Annotated in this window: 3 protein-coding genes; all 3 read right to left on the bottom strand. The window is 76.0% G+C overall.

Annotated features, from left to right (window positions below):
* Positions 1–2: 2 nt before the first annotated feature.
* The 3 genes from RM788_RS50515 to RM788_RS50505 all read right to left on the bottom strand — a co-directional run bounded on the left by RM788_RS50515 (position 3) and on the right by RM788_RS50505 (position 18019).
* Complete coding sequence (locus tag RM788_RS50515; RefSeq protein ID WP_315928855.1) at positions 3–13721, bottom strand: SDR family NAD(P)-dependent oxidoreductase; 13719 nt, start codon at positions 13719–13721, stop codon at positions 3–5.
* 196 nt (positions 13722–13917) lie between these two features.
* Positions 13918–14475 (bottom strand): TetR/AcrR family transcriptional regulator, encoded by a 558-nt coding sequence (locus RM788_RS50510; RefSeq protein ID WP_315928853.1) that lies wholly within the window; start codon positions 14473–14475, stop codon positions 13918–13920.
* An 85-nt stretch (positions 14476–14560) separates the two neighbouring features.
* Positions 14561–18019 (bottom strand): DEAD/DEAH box helicase, encoded by a 3459-nt coding sequence (locus RM788_RS50505; RefSeq protein WP_315928851.1) that lies wholly within the window; start codon positions 18017–18019, stop codon positions 14561–14563.
* Between the last annotated feature and the right edge of the window lie 69 nt (positions 18020–18088).

Below are 18088 nucleotides of genomic sequence, written 5' to 3'. Positions count from 1 at the left end.
CCTCAGCCCGTGCTGAAGTCGGTGTCGAGCAGTGCGAACAGCTCATCGGCGCTGGCGGACTCCAGTTCGCCGGCGCGCGCGGGCGCGCCGCGCTCGTCCCAGCGCCGCATCAGCGCGCGCAGCCGGGCGCCGACCTTGTCGTCGGCGGGCAGTCCGTCCAGCACGCCGGTCAGCCGGTCCAGGTCGGCCAGCACCTCCGCGACCGGGTCCGGTGGCGCGCACAGCCGTTCGTGCAAGTGCCGGGCCAGTGCGGTCGGGGTAGGTTCGTCGAACACGACGGTCGCGGCGATGGCCAGTCCGGTCGCCGCCACCAGGCGGTTGCGGAACTGCACGGCCAGCAGCGAGTCGAACCCGGCCGCGGCGAACGGCGCGTCCGGGCGGACCTCGCCGGGACCGGTGTGGCCGAGCGCGGCGGCGGCCTGCTCGGTGACCAGGCCGAGCAGCACGCGCAGCTGCTCGTCGGCGGCCAGCCCGGCCAGCCGGTCCGCCAGGCCGTCGCCGACCGGGACGTCCCGTCGCGCCTCCCGCGCCTCGGGCAGTTCGGCCAGCAGGTTGAGCTGGCGCGGGGAGGACACCGTGGCCACGATCGACGACCAGTCGGCGTCGACCACCGCGGTCTCGGGCTCGTCGTGGTCCAGCGCCTGCCGGACGGCGGTCATGACGTCGTCCACGTCCACCGCGCGCTGCTGCGGGTCCCACCCGCCGACCGCGACGGCCGTGGCCCGCCCACCCCCGGCCCTGAGTCGGCGCACGTGGGCGGCGGCTCCCGCGGACCGGGCCGCGCCCGCGCCTTGCCGTGCCGCGCCCCACAGCCCGCTCAGCGGGTGCAGGACGACGACGGTGGCGTCGGCCGGGAGGTCGTCGAGGGCCCCCAGGTCCACGTCCGGCAGCACGCCCGCGGGCGGCTCGGTGGGGAGAACCTGGATCACCGTGTCCGGTTCACCGCCGTCACCGTGCCGGTCGAACCAGGCCGTCAGGTCGGCGGTCAGGTCGGCGTCCGCACCGCGCACGACGACCCCGCCGGGCACCCACGGCCGTTCGGCGCGCGCTGGTGAGCCGAACGGGACCAGCCTGCGGACGCGGACGCCGTCGGCCCGGACGCGGAGCTGGTCCTCCTCACCGCCGAGAACACCCGACAGGCGGGCGAGCACCGCGGCGTCGACGTCGGCGGGCAGGTCGACCAGGCCGCCCCACCGGTCCGGCTGTTCGAGGCCGAGCACCTGCCCGATGCCCCAGACGCGGGCCTGTTCCGGGTCGTGCTCGGCGTCGGTGGTGACCAGCCACAGCGGGGTCTCGGGGTCCAGCTCGCGCAGCAGGTCGAGCGTGGCCCTCGGCGGGAGCAGCGAGACGACGCCGGTGGCCAGGCCGATGTCGGCGGCGGCGGTGACGACCCGCGCGCCGGGGAGTTCGGCGGCGGGGTGGCCACCGACCGGAGTCACGACCACCCAGCCGTCGAGGAGGCGCGGTTCCGGCTCGGGCAGCCTGCGCCAGTCCGTGCGGTAGGTGAGCTGCCGGGCGGGCGCGGCGCCGGACCGGCCCGGTGCGGGGAGCCAGTAGCGTTCGTTCTGGAACGGGTACGGCGGCAGCGCGACGAGCCGCCCCGCGCCGGTGATCGGCTCCCAGTCCACGTCGACACCGGCCACCCACGCCTCGGCCAGCGCGGTGCGCAGCCTGCGGCGACCCGCGGAGTCCCGGTGCAGCGTGCCGAGCACGGCCACCGGCCTGCCCGCGGCGCTGCCCTCGATCGCGGCGACCAGCACCGGGTGCGGGCTGATCTCGACGAACACCGCGTGGCCCCGGCTCACGAGCTGGTCGGTGGCCGCGCCGAAGCCGACCGGTTCCCGGAGGTTGCGGTACCAGTACCCGGCGTCGAGGGCGGTGCCGTCCACGAACTCGCCGAGCACGCTGGACAGCAGCGGCACGTCCGCGGCCCGCGGCCGGATCCCGGCCAGCGCGGTGAGCAGTTCCTCCCGCAACGGCTCCACGTGCGCCGAGTGGGCGGCGTAGTCGACCGGGATGGACCGGGCCCGCACTCCGTCACGACCGCAGGCGACCACCAGCGCGGCCAGCGCGGCGGGCTCCCCGGCCACCACGACGGCGTCCGGCCCGTTGACGGCGGCGATCTCGACCCGACCGGCGTAGTCGGCGAGCCGGGCCCGCGCGGCCTTCTCGGTGAGGGCGACGGCGACCATGCCGCCGCGGCCCGAAATGGCCAGGACAGCTTTGCTTCTCAAGGCGACCACCCTCGCTCCGTCCTCAAGGGACAGTGCCCCGGCCACCACGGCGGCGGCGATCTCGCCCTGCGAGTGGCCGACCACGGCCGCGGGCTCGACGCCGTGCGCGCGCCACACCGCCGCCAGCGACACCATCACCGCGAACAGGGCGGGCTGCACCACGTCGACGCGGCTCAGCGCGGCCTCGTTGCCCAGCACGTCCCGCAGCGACCAGTCCACGTGCGCGGACAACGCCCGCGCGCACTCGTCCAGCCGCGCCGCGAACACCGGCTCGGACTCCGCCAGTTCCAGCGCCATGCCGGTCCACTGGGAGCCCTGACCGGGGAAGACGAACACGACGTCACCGCTGACGACCCGGCCGCGCACGACGTTCGGCGCCGTGTGCGGCGAGGCTAGCCCGGCGGCGTGATCTCCGACGACCACAGCCCGGTGCTCGAACCTCGGCCGCGCCGCCAGCGTCCTGGCCACGTCCGTCGATCCGTTGTCCCGCACCGCTTCGCGCAGGCGGGCGGCCTGATCCGCGAGCGCGCGGGCGGTCCGGGCGGACAGCAGCAGCGGCAGGCAGTCGTCCGCGACGGGTTCGGCGGGCTCGGCCGGGACGTGTTCGAGGATCACGTGCGCGTTGGTGCCGCTCATGCCGAACGCCGACACCCCCGCGCGACGCGGCCCGTCCCACGGCCGCGACTCGCGCAGCAGCAGCGCGTTGCCCGCCGACCAGTCCACCCGCGTGGACGGGTCGGCGGCGTGCAGGGTGCGCGGCTGGACCCCGTGCCGCATGGCCATGACGACCTTGATGATCCCGGCTATCCCCGCGGCGGCCTGGGTGTGGCCGATGTTGGACTTGACCGACCCCAGCCCGAACGGCCGGTCGCGGTCCTGGCCGTAGGTGGCCAGCAGCGCCTGCGCCTCGATCGGGTCGCCGAGCGTGGTCCCGGTGCCGTGCGCCTCCACGAGGTCCACCTCGGACGGTGCCAGGCCCGCGTTGGCCAGTGCCCGCCGGATCACCCGCTGCTGCGCCAGGCCGTTCGGGGCGGTGAGGCCGTTGGACGCGCCGTCCTGGTTGACCGCGCTGCCGCGCACCAGCGCCAGGACGGGGTGGCCGAGGCGGCGCGCGTCGGACAGCCGTTCCACGACCAGCACCCCGACGCCCTCGGACCAGCCGGTGCCGTCGGCGCCGTCGCCGAACGACCGGCACCGCCCGTCCGCCGACAGGCCGCGCTGCCTGCTGAACTCGACGAACAGGTCCGGGCTCGCCACCACGGCCGCGCCGCCGACGATCGCGAACGAGCACTCGCCCGAGCGCAGCGACTGGCCCGCCAGGTGCAGCGCCACCAGCGACGACGAGCAAGCCGTCTCCACCGTGACGGCGGGCCCCTCGGTGCCCAGGGTGTAGGCGATCCGGCCGGACGCCACGCTGGTCACGGTCCCGGCGAGCAGGTGGCCCTCGACCTCGCCCGCCGGACCGGTGCCGTATCCCTGCCCGGCGACGCCGGCGAACACGCCGCCGCTGCTGCCGCGCTGCGCCGACGGGTCCATGCCCGCCCTTTCCAGGGCTTCCCAGCTCGCGGTCAGCAGCAGCCGCTGCTGCGGGTCCATCGCCAGCGCCTCGCGGGGCGAGATGCCGAAGAAGGCCGCGTCGAAGTCGCCCGCGTCGGCCAGGAACCCGCCGCCGCGGGCGTAGAACGTGCCCGCCTTGTCGGGGTCGGCGTCGTAGAGCCGACCGAGGTCCCAGCCGCGGTCGGCGGGCAGGTCGCCGATGGCGTCCCGACCCTCGTCCACCAGCCGCCAGAGGTCTTCGGGGCTCGTCACGCCGCCGGGGAACCGGCAGGCCATCGACACGATCGCCAGCGGCTCGTCCGGAACCGGCGCGGGCACGGGGACTTCGGCGGCGGGCACGTCGTCGCCCAGTGCGGCGGCGAGCGCGGCGATGGACGGGTGGTCGAAGACCACGGTCACCGGCAGCGCGCGCCCGGTGCGCTCCACCAGGCGGTTGCGCAGGTCCACGGCCATCAGGGAGTCGAACCCGAGGTCGCGGAACGACCGGTCGGCGTCCAGCGCCACCGCGCCGCCGTGCCCCAGCACCTCCGCGGCCAGCTCCGCCACTTCCCGCGGGGACAACACCTCCACAGTCGCGTCCACAGTGGACTCAACTGCTGGCAGGGCCTCCGGCAGGTCGCGGAACAGCGCGCTCGGCCGGGTCGCGGTGAACGGCGGCAGGAAGCGCGGCCAGTCCACGTCCGCCACGACGATCGCCGTCTCGTCGGCGTCCAGGGCGTGCTGCAACGCCGCCAGCGCGACGGCGGGCGACATCGCGGTCAGCCCGAGCCGCCGGATGCGGTCCCCCGTCTCCCCCGCGGCCATGCCCTCCCCCGCCCACGGACCCCAGGCGACCGAGGTGGCCTTCAGCCCGCGCCGCCTGCGGTCGACGGCGAACGCGTCCAGCGCGGCGTTGGCGGCGGCGTACCCCGCCTGCCCGCCGCTGCCCCAGGTCGCGGCGACCGAGGAGAACAGCACGAACGCGTCCACGTCGCCGACGAGGGCGTCGAGGTGGCCCGCACCGAGCACCTTGGCCGCCGTCTGGGCGGCGAGGTCCTCGGGCGCGCAGTCGGCGAAGGGCCGGTCGGCTGCGATACCGGCCGCGTGGAACACGGCCGTGAACGGCCCGGCCTCGGCGACCAGCCGTTCCACCTGGTCGCGGTCGGCGACGTCGCACGCCAGCACGGTCGTCGGCACGCCGAAGTCGGGTACCCCACCGCCCGAGCGGCTCACCAGCACCAGCTCGTCGGCGCCGTTCCCGGCCAGCCACCCGGCCACGTGCCCGCCGAGCCCACCGGTACCGCCGGTCACCAGCACCCGGCCGCGTGGCCGCCACCGGGAGCCGGATCGGGCACGGTCTGCGCGCACCAGCCGCCGTGCCCGCACGCCGTCCGGGCGGACGGACACCTGGTCCTCGCCGGAATCACCGGTCAGCACGGCCACCAGGTCCGCCACGTCGGCGTCGGGTGACCAGTGGACCAGTCCGCCCCAGCGGTCCGGGTGTTCCAGGGCCGCCACCCGGCCCATGCCCCACAGCGGCGCCTGCCGCGGGTCGTCGGGGTCCGCGAGCACCCACACCGGGGCTTCGGCACCGGCCACCACCCCGACCAGCTCGTCGGGCGAGCAGCCGGGCAGCACGAGAACGCCCGCCGGGTCGCCGTCGCCCAGCGCGGCGGCGATCCGGTCGGCGCCCGGCATCTCCCCGACGATCCGCCAGGACCCCGGACGCCGAGCGCCCGCCACCGCGACCGGCGCCCACTCGACCCGGTACCGCAGCCGGTCCACCGCGGCGGTGGCCGCGAACCGGCCCTCGGGCCAGAAGCGCGTGCGCTGGAACGGGTACAGCGGCAGGTCGACGTGCGCGCCGCCCGCGAGCCACCGCACCGGCACGCCCCGCAGGTGCGCGTGGGCGAGCGCCCCGACCACCGTGTCCACTTCGGACCGGTCGTCGCGCAGCAGCGGCACCGCCCCGTCGACCAGCGTCGACAGCACGCCGCCGGGGCCCAGCTCGAACACCGTGCCCGCGCCCAGGGCTTGGACGCCCTCGGCGAAGCGGACGGTCTCGCGCACGTGCCGCACCCAGTGGTCCGGCGACCGCAACTGCTCGGCGGTGGCGATGGCGCCGGTGCGGTTGGAGATCACGTCCAGCCGCGGCGCCCGGTAGGTCAGCGCGGCGGCGACCTCGCGGAACCCGGCCAGGACGGGGTCCATCCTGGCCGAGTGGAACGCGTGGCTGACCGGCAGCAGCTTGGTGCGCCTGCCGAGGGCGCGGAACCCGGCCGCGACCCGCTCGACGGTGTCGGTGTCACCGGACAGCACGACGGCGGTGGGGCCGTTGACCGCGGCGACGTCCAGGACCCCGTCCGCGACCTCCTCCTCGGTCGCCTCGACCGCGACCATCGCCCCGCCCGGCGGCAACGCGTCCATCAGCCGACCTCGGGCCGCGACCAGGTCCACGGCGTCGGCGAGGTCCAGCACGCCCGCGAGGTGCGCGGCGGTCAGCTCCCCCACCGAGTGGCCGAGCAGCACGTCCGGCCGCACCCCGCGGTCGTCGAGCAGCCTGGCCAGCGCGACCCCGATCGCGAACAGCGCGAGCTGCGTGTACCGGGTGCGGTCGAGCAGTCCGTCACCGCCGCCGGACATGACCTCGCGCAACGGCCGGTCGAGGTGGCGGTCGGCGAGCGCGCACACCTCGTCCAGCGCCGCGGCGAACACCGGTTCGGCCGCGTACAGCTCCGAGCCCATCCCGACGCGCTGGCTGCCCTGGCCGGGCAGCAGGAACGCGATCCTCCCCGGCTCGCCCGCGACACCGGTGGTCGTCCGCGCGCCGATCACCGCGCGGTGCGGCAGGTGCGCGCGCCGGGTGGCCAGCGCGTCGGCGAGGTCCGGACGGGCCCCGACCAGCTCGACCTGGACGCGCAACGCCTCCGGGGACGCGGCCGACACCAGCACCGGCGTGGGCAGCCCGGCCGGGCGGGGCGCGGGTTTCGGCGCGGGTGGCGCGCTCTCCAGGATCACGTGGGCGTTGGTGCCGCTGATGCCGAACGCCGACACCCCGGCCCGGCGCGGGCCGTCGTGGGCGGGCCACGGTTCGCGTTCGGTGACCAGCCGCAGGACCGCCGGGTCCCAGTCGATCTCCGGGTTCGGCTCGGCGGCGTGCAGGGTCGGCGGCAGCTCGGCGTGCCGGAGCGCGAGCACGGTCTTGATCACCCCGGCCACGCCCGCCGCGGCCTGGGTGTGCCCGAGTGCGGACTTGACCGCGCCCAGCAGCAGCGGCCGGTCGCGCCGCCCGTAGGCCGCGCGCAGGGCGTTGCCCTCGATCGGGTCGCCGAGCCGGGTGCCGGTGCCGTGCGTCTCGACCGCGTCCACCTCGTGCGGCGCCACGCCCGCGTCGGCCAGCGCGGCGGCGATGACCCGCTGCTGCGCCACGCCGTTGGGCGCGCTGAGGCCGTTGGAGGCGCCGTCCTGGTTGATCGCGCTGCCGCGGATCACCGCGTGCACCCGGTGGCCGCGGGCGTGCGCGTCGGCCAGCCGTTCGAGCACGAGGACGCCGACGCCCTCGCTCCAGCCGGTGCCGTCGGCGTCGGCGGAGAAGGACTTGCAGCGGCCGTCCGGCGCCAGCCCGCGCTGCCTGCTGAACTCGGTGAACAGCCACGGGGTGCTCATCACCGTCGCACCACCCGCGATGGCCTGCTCGCACTCGCCCCGGCGCAGCGCCTGCACGGCCAGGTGCAGCGCGACCAGGGAGGCCGAGCACGCGGTGTCGACGGTCAGCGCGGGGCCCTGGAGGCCGAGCACGTAGGAGATCCGCCCGGACAGCACGCTGGCCAGGTTGCCGGTGAGGCGGTGGCCCTCGGGCACGTCCGCGTCACCGGCCAGCGCGACCGGGTAGTCCTGGCCGTTGGTGCCGACGAACACGCCGACGGGACGACCGCGCAGGTCGGTCGGCGCGATCCCCGCGTCCTCCACGGCGTGCCAGGTGGTCTCCAGCAGCAGCCGCTGCTGGGGGTCCATGGCCAGCGCCTCGCGCGGCGAGACGCCGAAGAACCCGGCGTCGAAGTCCGCCGCGCCGGTGAGGAACCCGCCCTCGCGGCAGTAGCTGGTGCCGGGGTGGTCGGGGTCGGGGTGGTAGAGCGCGCCGAGGTCCCAGCCGCGGTCTGCGGGCCACGGCCCGATGGCGTCGCGGCCGGACACCAGCAGCCGCCACAGGTCGTCGGGGGTCCGCACGTCGCCGGGGAACCGGCAGCCCATGCCCACCACCGCGATCGGCTCGTGCTCGGCCACGGCGGTCCGCGGCACGGCGGGCGCGTCTCCCGCCGGCGCGTCGAGGTGGTCGGCGAGCGCCCGCGGCGTCGGGTGGTCGAACAGCACGCTGGTGGGCAGGCGCAGGCCGAGGGCGGCGTTGAGGCGGTTGCGCAGCTCCAGCACGGTCAACGAGTCCAGGCCCAGCTCGGCGAACGCGGTCCGCGCCGGCACCGCGTCCGCGGACGCGTGCCCGAGGACGGCGGCGAGGTGCGTGCGGATGACCTCCAGCATGGAGCCGCGCGCCGCGGGATTCCTCGCCATACCGGGGAGTTCGGCGAACAGGGCGGTGCGCAGCCCGGCGGCCTCGGCGTAGCGGCCCCAGTCGACGTCGGCGACCACGGTCAGCGGGTCCACGACCCGCCCGATCAGCTCGACGGCCCGTGCGGGATCCATCCCCGGCAGGCCGCGGGCGGCCAGCTTCGCGGCGAGGTCGTCCTCCAGCATCCCCGGCCCGCCCCACACGCCCCAGGCGATGGACACGCCCGGCTGCCCGGCCGCGCGGCGGCGGGCGACCAGCGCGTCCAGGGCGGCGTTCGCGGCGGCGTAGTTGGCCTGCCCGGCGTTGCCGACCACGCCAATGACGGACGAGAACACGACGAACGCGTCCAGGTCGCCCGCCAGTTCGTGCAGGTTGGTCGCCGAGGTGACCTTGGCGCGCATCACCGACGCCAGCCGTTGCGGGGTGAGCGCGTCCAGCGTGCTGTCGTCCCGCACGCCCGCCGCGTGCACGACCGCGTCCACCGGGTGCTCGGCCAGCAGCCGCGCCAGGTCGTCGCGGTCGGCGACGTCGCAGGCCAGCGCCGTGACGGCTGGGCCGAGGTCGGGCAGGTCGGGGGTGTCCGGGCCGCGACGGCCGACCAGCAGGACCCGTTCGGCGCCTGCGGCGACCAGCCAGCGGGCGACCGCCACGCCGAGCCCGCCGGTACCGCCGGTCACCAGCACGGTCCCGCGCGGCTTCCAGCCGTCCGACGAGCGGAGTCCTCGTTCCAGCCGTCGGCCGTGCAGGCCGTTCCGGCGGACCGCGAGCTGGTCCTCGTCGCCGAACGCCAGGGCGGCCACCACCAGCGCGGCGCCGTCCGCGTCCAGGTCGCGGGGCAGGTCGATCGCGCCACCCCAGCGGTCCGGGTTCTCCAGGCCGAACGACCTGGCGAGGGCGACGGTCGCGGCCTGCGACGGCTCGGCCAGGTCTTCCGTCCCGTCCACGGCCACCGCGCCGCGGGTGAGCACCCACAGCGGCCGGGTCGTCGCCCGCGCCAGCTCCACCGCGGCCCACAGGTCGGTGTGCCCGCCCAGCGACAGCACGCCCGCGAAGTCGCCGTCCGGCAGGCCGTCGGTGGTGACGTCGAGCCCGGCGTCCCGCAACGCCGTGACGACGTCCGCGCCGGACCCGTCCGCGGGCAGCACCGCGAGCCAGCACCCGGTGGGAGCGGCCTTCGGCGTGAGCCGACGCCAGCCGATCCGGTAGCACCACTCGTCATCGACCACGCTCGTCGGCCGCGCCGGTTCCAGCCAGAACCGGTCCCCCCGGAACGGGTAGGTCGGCAGGTCGGCGTGTCCGGTCACGTCGTCGAAGAACGGTGTCCAGTCGACGGGGACGCCGTGGACGTGCAGCCTGCCGACGGCCGTGGCGAACTGACGGGGGCCGTCCTCGTCGCGGCGCAGGGTGCCGGTCACGACCGCGTCCGGCAGGGCCTCCGAGATCCCCGGCGTCAGCACGGGGTGGGCGCTCGCCTCGACGAACGCGCCGAAACCGTTGTCCGCCAACACCGCAACGGCGTCGGCGAAGCGCACCTCCTGCCGGAGGTTGCGGTACCAGTACCCGGCGTCGAGGTCCGTACCGTCGGCCCAGTCCGCGGTGACCGACGACAGGAACGGCACCCGCGCCCGCCGTGGCACGACGCCGTCCAGTGCCGTGCGGACGTCCTGCTCGATCCGTTCCACCTGCGCCGAGTGCGACGCGTAGTCCACCGGGACGCGCCGGGCACGCGGCACCGAGTCCACCACCGCCGCCACACCGGCCACGTCGCCCGACACGACGACCGACGACGGGCCGTTCACCGCGGCCACCGACACGCCGTCCGGGAGCAGCGCCCGCACCTCGGCCAGCGGCAGCGGAACCGACGCCATGCCGCCGTCGCCCGCGATGGCGAGGATCGCCTTGCTGCGCAACGACACCACGCGGGCACCGTCCTCGAGGGACAGCGCGCCCGCGACCACGGCGGCGGCGATCTCGCCCTGCGAATGGCCGACCACCGCGTCCGGCTCGACGCCCACCGAACGCCACAGCCCGGCCAGCGACACCATCACGGCCCACAGCGCGGGCTGCACGACGTCCACCCGCTCCAGTGCCGCCGCTTCGCCGAGGACGTCGGCGAGCGACCAGTCCACGAACGGGGCCAGCGCGGCCTCGCACGCGGCCATCGACCGGGCGAACACCGGCGACCACTCCAGCAGGTCGCGGGCCATGCCGACCCACTGCGCGCCCTGGCCGGGGAAGACGAACACGACCTTGCCGCGGTCGGAGGCCTCGCCGACCACCGGTTCCCGCAGCCCGGCCAGCAGTTCCGCGCGGTCGGCGCCCACGACCACGGCCCGGTGGTCGAACAGCGTCCGCGTGCGGACCAGCGACGCGCCCACGACGGCGGGATCCGCCTCGACTCGTGCCAGCAGTCGGGCGGCCTGGTCGCGGACGGCGTCGGCCGTGCGGGCGGACAGGATCCACGGCCTGACCCGCGCCGGGGGCACGGCGGTATCGGCGGGGACGTCGGGCGCCTCGGCCAGCACGGCGTGCGCGTTGGTGCCGGACACGCCGAACGACGACACGCCCGCGAGCCGGGGGCGGTCGGCCGATCGCGGCCACGGCCGGGGTTCGGCCAGCACCGCGAGGTGTCCCGACGTCCAGTCGACCCGAGAGGACGGCGCGTCCACGTGCAGCGTGCGGGGCAGCAGCTCGTGCCGCAGCGCCAGGACCGTCCTGATCACGCCGACGACCCCGGCGGCGGCCTGGGTGTGGCCGACGTTCGACTTCAGCGAGCCCAGCCACGCCGGGCGGTCCGCGTCGCGGTCCTGCCCGTAGGTGGCCAGCAGCGCCTCGGCCTCGATGGCGTCGCCGAGGACGGTGCCGGTGCCGTGCGCCTCGATCGCGTCGACGTCGCGGGCGGCGACCCCGGCGTCGGCCAGCGCGGCCCGGATGACCCGTTGCTGCGACGGCCCGTTCGGCGCGGTCAGCCCGTTGGACGCGCCGTCCTGGTTGACCGCCGTGCCCTTGACGACCGCGAGCACCGGGTGGCCGTTGCGGCGCGCGTCGGACAGCCGTTCCAGCACGACGACGCCGACGCCCTCGGCGAGGCCGAACCCGTCGCCCGCCTCGGCGAACGCCTTGCACCGGCCGTCCGGCGCGAGGGCGCCCAGTTGGGAGAACTCCACGAACATGTCGAGGCCCGGCAGCACGGTCGCCCCGCCCGCCATCGCGAGGTCCGACTCGCCGGACCGCAGCGACCCGACCGCGAGGTGCAGCGCCACCAACGACGACGAGCACGCCGTGTCCACGGTGACCGCGGGGCCCTCCAGCCCGAGCGCGTACGCGACGCGCCCGGAGGCGACGCTGCCGGTGGAGCCGGTGAAGCCGTAGCCCTGGAGGCCGGACGCGGGGTCCAGCGGGGAGCCGTAGCCGAGCGTGTAGAGGCCGGTGAAGACGCCGGTCCGACTGCCGCGCAACGCTTCCGGCACGATGCCCGCCGACTCCAGCGCCTGCCACGACGTCTCCAGCAGCAGCCGCTGCTGCGGGTCCATGGCCAGGGCCTCGCGCGGCGAGATGCCGAAGAACCCGGCGTCGAACCGGTCGGCGTCGTGCAGGAACCCGGCTTCGCGCTGGTAGTGGCGGCCCGGTGTGCGGGGGCGCGGGTCGTAGCCCGCGGCGTCCCAGCAGCGGTCGACCGGGAACGGGCCCACCGCGTCCACGCCATCGGCCAGCATCCGCCACAGGTCGTCGGTGCCGGACACGCCGCCCGGCAGCCGGCAGCCCATGCCCACGATGGCGATCGGGTCGTCGTCCACCCGAGCGGGTCCGGCCGGGGCGACGGGCGCGGGGTCCCGCCGTGCGGTCAGGTACTCGGCGAGCCGGGCCGGGGTCGGGTGGTCGAACACGACCGCGGCGGGCAGCGGGACGCCGAGCGCCTCCGCGAGCCGGGCCCGGACCTCCAGCGCCGTGACGGAGTCCAGGCCGAGGTCCACGAAGGACCGCCGGTGGTCGGCGGTGGCCAGCGGGTCGCCGCCGAGGACGGCCGCGGTCACCGCGCACACCACGTCCAGGGTCGCGACGGGCCGTTCCGCCACGGCTTCCGCGTCGGTCACCTCGTCGAACTCCACCGGCGCGTCCGCGTCGCCCGCGGGCCAGTCGATCCGCGCGCCCGCCGTGTACAGCTCGCCCAGTGCCGCGCTCATCGCGTGCGGTCCGCCGTGGCAGCGGCGGAGGGTGGCGCACACGGTGCTCGTGCCGCCCGCCTCCTCGACCAGTTCCAGCATCGCGCCGGTGAGCAGCGGGTGCGGGCTGACCTCCAGCAGCACGTGCCGGTCGCCGGTGGCCAGCAGGGATCGGAGGGCCTCGTCGAACCGGAGCGGGTCGCGCAGGTTGCGGCACCAGTAGTCGGCGTCCATCGGGAGCCCGGCGAGCGGGCCGCCGGTCAGCGACGAGAAGTACGGCAGGCCGGGCGGTCCGGGCCGCACCGGGGCCAGGTCCGCGCGCATCCGCGGCACGATCGCGTCGAACTGCGGCGAGTGCGTGGCCAGGTCGACGGCCGACCGGCGGGCCGAGATCCCGGCCGCGGTCAACGCCGCCACCAGGTCCGCGGCCGCCTCGGTGCCACCGGACACCAGCACCGAGGTCGGGGCGTTCAGCCCGGCGACCACCAGTTCCCCGTCCCAGCGCGACACCCACTCCGCCACCACGTCCAGCGGCGCCCGCACCGACACCACGTCACCGCGGCCCGCCAGCGGCACCTGCGCGATGCCCCGCAACGCCGACACCCGCGCCCCGTCGTCCAGGGTCAGCGCACCGGTCACCACGGCCGCGGCCACCTCGCCGAGGCTCTGCCCCACCACCACCGCCGGGCGCACGCCCAGGTCGTCCCACACCGCCGCCAGCGACACCTGCACCGCGAACAGCAGCGTCTGCACCACGTCGACGCGGTCGAGCATGGACCGGGTCAACGGGTCCGCCACGACCTCGGCGACCGGCCAGTCGACGAACGGCTCCAACGCCTGCGCGCACTCGTCCATCCGGGCCCGGAACACCGGCGACGCCGCCATGAGCCCGCTGCCCATCCCCGGCCACTGCGACCCAATGCCGGGGAACACGAACACCGGCTCGACCTCCGGCGCCGACCCGACCGCCACCGCGCCGCCGCGCGCGAGGTCCGCCAGCCCGTCCAGCAGCGACTCCCGGTCCCGCCCGCTCACCGCGGCCCGGAACGGCCTCGGCCCCGCCGCCCGCGCCGCCAGCCAGCGCCCCACCGCGTCCGCGTCCACGTCGGGACGGGCCCGCAGCCGTTCCTCCAGTCGCCGGGCGGTCTCCCGCAGCGCCGGGAGGCCGTTCGCCGACAGCACCCAGGGCAGCGGACCGCGGTCCCCCGTCGGCGACATGTCCATCCGCTTCCTTCCCCACCCGCGTTCGGCACATCGGCGGCAGGCGGGCCCCCGGACCAGCCGAGGACACGCCGACGACGGGCTCTCGGCCCGCCCTCCATTGCACCGGGCCGTTGACCGCGCGCGGATAGCGTCCGGATAGCACTTCGCGGCACGCCGAACGACCGGACCTCCACGGCCCGGCCGGGTTTTCAGAACGTCAGCGCGCCGGGCTGATCCCCGCCACGGCCAGCGCCAGCAGCCGGTGCGCCTGACCGGCCGGATCGGCGTGGTGCTCGGTCGCCAACGCGATGCCGGTCACCAGCGCCACCAGGTCAGCGGTCGTCACCCCGGCCCCCACCGCACCGGCCCCCGCCGCCCTGCGCAGCAACGGCTCGACGGCGTCCACCAGCTTCGTCGAGCACGCGTGCACGTGCTCCGGAGTCGCCTCGTCCAACGCCAGCGCCGCCGCCATCCCCCGCGCCGACGTCGCGTAGTCCGTCAACGCCCCCAACCACTCCAGCAGCGCCGCCCGCGCGTCCGACGCCGCCGTCAACCCGCGGGCCAGATCGGCCAGGTCCTCGATCCGCCCCCGGAACACCGCCTCCAGCAGCTCACGCCGACTCGGGAAGTGCCTGCGCACCGTCGCCGACCCGACACCGGCGACCCGAGCGATCTGCTCCAACGACGCCTCGGCCCCGTGCAGCTCCACCTCCTGCTCGGCCACCGCGAGGATCTGCGCGTAGTTCCGCCGCGCGTCCGCACGCTGCCCTGGCATGGCACACCTCCGGAACCACCAAATGGCGGGGCCCGCCACATCCGTGCATCCTAGCGTCCGGAGCGGAGGGCCAGCCTGCCCGGATCTATCCCCGTGCCCCGAAACCCTTGCGGACCCCGCGCCGGGGCGGTGGCAGTTCGTCCTCGGGTGCGGCGATGCGGTCGTAGGTCGCCAGCCACCCGGTGGCGCGGTAGTCGCCCCGGCGGGTGAACACCGCCACTCCGGGTTCGGCACCGGGGTCGGAGTCCGGGTCCGGCGGGTGGTCCAGGTCCGTGGTGGCGCTGGTGATCACGACGGGGCCGCGGGTCTTGCCGCGCCAGGTGATCGCGGTCGCCCCGGCGATGCCGGACACGACCGCCCCGGCCGGGCGTTCGGTGATGGTGGCGCCGGTGGCCCGGTCGCGCAGCAGCGCGGTGTAGCCGGCCTGGTCGAGTTCGCAGCCCCTCGGCGGCACGCCGGGGTTCCAGTCGGGGGCGCGCAGGCCGGAGTCGACGGCCGAGCGCCACATGGCGGGGACGAGGTCCTTGGTGCGGGGGCGGGTGGCCATCTGCTCGCAGAGCCACAGCAGGCGGCCGGAGCCGCGGTGGGGGGCGAGGTGGCGCCAGCGGAGGCGCTGGTCGAGGTCGGCGGCGACGATGGCGATCCACGGGTGCACGGTGCCGAGCACGCCCTGCGCGGCGAGCCAGGACAGGTAGCGGGGCGCCTGGTCCATGACCGGGTGGATGGTGGACAGGGGGATGCCCGCGACGACGCGGCGGGGTTCGCGGAACAGGTGGGGTGAGCGGGCGGCGAGCAGCAGGGCGGCCCACGCGAGGTCGCCCGGTGAGGTCGACACCGACGAGCCGAGGCCCTTGATGGACGTGGTGTGCGTGATCCGCGACGTGCGGCCGCCCGCCTTGATGGCGGTGGCGACGGCGGGGCGCACCTGTTCGGCGACCGGCACGCCCGCGAGTTCCGGCACGGCGACCGCGAGCACGAGGCTCAGCGACTCCTCGGCGGAGTCCGGGTCCCGCGGCACGGGGAGCAGGCCGAGGGTTCGGCGCAGCCGTTGCCCGGTGTAGGTCGACACCATCATCCGGGCGGTGAGCCTGCCCAGTTCGGTGGTGGCCAGCACGAGGTCGTCACCGCGCCGGACGCCGGTGAGGTGGCCTTCGGCGATCAGGAAATCCACCGCCGTCTGCACGGGTTCCAGGTCGTCGTCGCCCTGGGCGTGGGCGAGGGTCTCCACCCACCACGCCTGCGCGTCGGCCAGCGTGGTGATCCGGGCCTGGAGCACCTCGGCGAGCACGTGGTCGGCGAGGCTGTCGTAGATCCGCGAGTACACCGAGTACCCGGCCACCAGCCGGGTCTGCCACGCGGCCCGCTCGGTCTCCTCGGTCAGCAGGTAGGACCACCCCTGCGTCTCCCCCGCCCCGATCCGCCCGGCGCGGCCGAACATCTGCTGCACGGTCGAGGTGTCCATCGGCTCGCCGCCGATCTTCGTGTCCCGCACGACCACGGCCCGCGCGGGCAGGTTCACCCCGGCCGCCACGGTGGACGTCGCCACCAGCACGTCGGCCTCCCGCGAGCGGAAAGCGCGTTCGGCGGCGTGCTTGTGGTCGTAGTCGGCGTAGTGCATCCGCACCCCGACCTCCGCGCACACCTTCGTCAACGCGTCGACGTCGTCGGCCGCGGCCGTGTGCACCGGGGCGCCGCGGGAGGCGGCGACGGCCATCGCGGTGGAACGGACGTTGCGCTTGGAGCCGCAGAACACCAGCACGCTGCCCGCCTCGGCGGTGTGCCGTTCGGTCAGTTCCACCACGGCCTGCTCGCGCACCCGGTTGCCGCCCGCGAACCCCGTGCTCGCCGGGAGCACCGGCAGCTGCCAGGTCACCCGCGACGGCCGCCAGGTCGTGGTGACCAGCGTGGCCTGCAACCACTCCGCGATCTCGGCGGCGTTGGACACCGTCGCCGACAACCCCACGATCCGCACCGGCGACTCGGCGCCGCGCACGCGTGCCAGCAGCGCCTCCAGCAGCGCGCCGCGGCCGGGGCTGCCGAGCAGGTGGATCTCGTCGACCACCAGGCAGCCGACCTCACCCAGCGCGGCCTGCAACGAGCCCGCGCGGCAGATGGCCTCGAACTTCTCCGTGGTCGCCACCCACAGGTCGGCCTCGCGGACCTTCTCGATGTCCACCGCGTACTCGCCGGACAGGCGCTCCACCCGCAACCCGTTGCGGCGCCACGCTTCCAGCTCGATGTTCAGCTCGTCGGTCAACGACCGCTGCGGCACCAGCCAGGCGGCCTTGCGGCCCTCGTGCAGGATCGACCGCAGCGCGGCCAGCTTGCCGATCGTGGTCTTGCCGGCACCGGTCGGCGCGGCGATCAGCAGGTGCTCGTCGGTGTCCAGGATGTGCGGCGCCGCCTGGCTCTGCGCCGGGTTCAGCAGCGGGAACGTCAGGAACGGCAGCCACTCCGGCGGCACGAGCCGGTCGGCGGGCGTCGAGTCGGGCACGGTCGCCGGGTCGACCGGCTCGTGCAGGTCCCACAGCACCTCGAACGCCAGCATCGCCGCCAGCGCGCCGTCGCCCACGACCTGGTCGCACCGGTCCGGCACGAGCCCGCCGACCTCGGACAGCCACGCGCCCGCGGTGACCGGCGCCAGTCGGCCGCCGGGCCCGACCGAGGAGACCAGCTCCTCCTCGATCCAGTGCGGCACCGACCGGAACGGCACCTCGGCCTGCTTGAGCCGTTCCCGCAGGCCGTCGAACCGGGGCTGTTCGGGCAGCACGACCCGCGCGTCGACACCGGGCGGCAGTTCCGGCACGTCCAGGCGCGGGTCGACCGTCTTGCGCCACCACACCAGCCGGTGCTCGCACGAGTCCCTCAACGCCATCGGCAGGAGCGGGATCGACGCGGCCGGGGTCGCGGCGACCGCGGTCGAGCCGGTGAGGATGGACCGGATCCGCGCCGCCATCACCGCCGTCGACACCGTGCGCCGCGGCGGCGCGGGCGGTTCGGCGACCTCGGGCTCCGGGACGGCGACCTCCGGCTCGGGCTCGACGACCGGCTCGACCGGACGGGCGCGCTGGACCGGACGCGCGGGCGCAGCCGGACGGGCGGGCGGGGCCGGGCGGACCGGGGCCGCGGGTTCCGGCGGGGCCTGCCGCACGACCGACCGGCGCACCACCACGGGCTCGGGCCGTTCGAGCGCGGCGAGCTGCGCCTCCTCGCGCAGGCGCTGCGCCACCGACTCCGGCCGCAGCTCCCCCAGCACCGCCCGTTGCGACAGCTGGAGTTCCCGCAACGTGAACGAAGCCGGGCACGCGGGGCACACCACCGCCGCCTGGAGCTGCTGGCGGCCCTTGTGCGGGTGCGACCGGTACAGCCCGTGCAGCTGGCCCTGGCAACGCGGACACCGGCGTTCGACCGGCATCGGCGAGAGCTGCCACCCCGGTTCCGCGTAGCGGGCCATCGCGGGCTCCGGCCGCACACCCCAGCGCGCGAAGGCCACGCCCGCCACGGACGTGTCCTTCGACTGCGGCACCGCCGCGTCCTGGCCCACCCGATCGCCTCCCCCGCGCTCGGGCCACCCCCGACCGGAACCGCGATGTTATGCCAACCGGACGAGTGG

It is taken from the genome of Umezawaea sp. Da 62-37 (assembly GCF_032460545.1).
Lineage (GTDB): Bacteria > Actinomycetota > Actinomycetes > Mycobacteriales > Pseudonocardiaceae > Umezawaea.
This window is presented reverse-complemented; position numbering and strand designations above follow the sequence as displayed.

Coding starts and splice junctions, on each gene's coding strand:
- RM788_RS50515 (WP_315928855.1), bottom strand. CDS start 13,721: ATGGACATGTCGCCGACGGGGGACCGCGGTCCGCTGCCCTGGGTGCTG.
- RM788_RS50510 (WP_315928853.1), bottom strand. CDS start 14,475: ATGCCAGGGCAGCGTGCGGACGCGCGGCGGAACTACGCGCAGATCCTC.